The sequence below is a fragment of the Pseudomonas violetae genome (assembly GCF_023072615.1).
In the GTDB taxonomy this organism is placed as follows: domain Bacteria; phylum Pseudomonadota; class Gammaproteobacteria; order Pseudomonadales; family Pseudomonadaceae; genus Aquipseudomonas; species Aquipseudomonas violetae.
In genome coordinates this window covers 1-1,711 of the sequence record NZ_JAKNRW010000086.1, presented here as the reverse complement: position 1 = coordinate 1,711, position 1,711 = coordinate 1, and the positions used below count along the sequence as shown (strand labels likewise).

At 48.2% G+C, this 1,711-nt stretch carries 2 protein-coding genes and 1 pseudogene; all 3 read left to right on the top strand.

Annotated elements, in window-relative coordinates:
* A partial coding sequence (locus L9059_RS30540) for an RHS repeat-associated core domain-containing protein (RefSeq protein ID WP_247296865.1) occupies positions 1–784 on the top strand: 784 nt, incomplete at its 5' end.
* An 8-nt stretch (positions 785–792) separates the two neighbouring features.
* Positions 793–1,389, top strand: coding sequence for an imm11 family protein (locus L9059_RS30535; protein ID WP_247296849.1), 597 nt, complete (start codon positions 793–795; stop codon positions 1,387–1,389).
* Positions 1,390–1,461: 72 nt separating this feature from the next.
* Positions 1,462–1,711, top strand: a pseudogene (locus L9059_RS30530) (hypothetical protein); the annotation flags it as partial.

The following is a 1,711-nucleotide window of genomic DNA, read 5'->3' as shown; positions in this document are numbered from 1 at the left end:
CAGCCTGTATGTGTATGAGCCGGGGAGCTATGCGCCGTTAGCCAGAGTCGATCAGAGCGAGGGGGAAGAACAGAAGCTCTACTACTTTCATACCGACCAGATTGGTACGCCGCTGGAGATGACTGACGTTGATGGCGCGATTGTCTGGCAGGCGACGTACAAAGCCTGGGGCGCGCTCGAAAAGCTGGCGGTGAATGAGGTTGAACAGAACCTGAGGTTCCAGGGGCAGTATTTTGATGATGAGACGGGGCTGCATTACAATACGTTTCGGTATTACGATCCGGAGGTGGGGCGGTTTATTACGCAGGATCCGATTGCTCTATCAGGAGGAATGAATTTTTACTCGTATGCACCAAGCCCTAATAACTGGATCGATCCGTTCGGGTGGTGCTCTACGAAATTAGGTAACAATATGGGTGCAAGATCCGGCGATGGAATGGCGAATCACCATTTGGTACCTGAAGAACTGATAAAAAGCACTCAATTCAAAAGTATGTTTGGAAGGTTGAAAAAAATTGGTTGGGATCCAGATGGGGCATCAAACGGGATTTTTCTGCCGGGCTCCAAAGAGCTAGCCAACACAACGGGAATGCCTGGGCATTGGTCGAGTCATGGTCAGTATACTGAAGCTGTCAAAAACAAACTTAGCAAGCTAAACAATAATTTAAGTAGCCTTACTGATATGGATCTTGCGCTTGGCGTGAAAAATGTTCAGACATGGGCTGCGCAAGGGCTTGAAGGCGGGTTGTTCAAGCTTGACTCCATAACCGGTCGGCTACTGTGAGGGGAAAAATGAAAGATCTATACATCATTAGTTATGAGCCAGATGGTGAAGGGGCGCCATATTTTTTTGAATTGAAATGGGTTCCCGATTTGCCGACCTTTCATTATCCTACTGAAAACCCGGATACGGGCGCATTAAGTCCGCATTACCAAGCAAAGGCAGACGTTTCGGAGCTGAGTGCAGATTGGTTGCCCGATCACTTTTTGGCATCCAAAAATTTTTTGGCAGTCTGTGATTCGTGCGAATGTGAATATGTCAGTAGAGCTGTTGAGCTTACTATTGAGGAGGGGAGAGAACCGAGCAGAGAATATTATTTTTTTGCTGTTACCGAAAGACTTAGAGCCATGGATCTGGAGAAGTCGTCTTTCGTGATCGATAGTAATACGAAAATAGAAAACGCGGACATACAAAATCCAAATTATGAATGCATTGACAAGCTCGTGATTTCGACGAATGTTGATGCTAATTTGTTTTATTTTGAAGAGATTCATGAAGTTGTTTGCTCCGGGCGCTTTTTGACTGAGTGTGTTAATAGAAAAATCCATGGACTGACCTTCAAAAAAATTGACGATGATTACCGATATGCACCGTGGGAGGACTTTTAACCAACCAATTTTAAAGATAGGCTGCGCTAGCGATTGCGAAAAGTGTAACCATCAGCCCGACCACGCTGACCCCTGCCCACGGGCCAGCACCTGAACCATCTGTATTACGGCAGCGGCCACCTGCACCAACTCAACCTCGACGGCCAGCTCATCAGCGACATGGAACGCGACGACCTGCACCGCGAGGTCTATCGCACTCAAGGCACACTCACCAGTTGCTTCGGCTATGACGCCATGGGCCGTAAGGCGTGGCAGTTTGCCTCAACGCTTCCGGCTGACAAGCTGTCGCGCGTGCTGGGCAGCGAAACGCCACAATTGCTGG

Coding starts and splice junctions, on each gene's coding strand:
- L9059_RS30535 (WP_247296849.1), top strand. CDS start 793: ATGAAAGATCTATACATCATTAGTTATGAGCCAGATGGTGAAGGGGCG.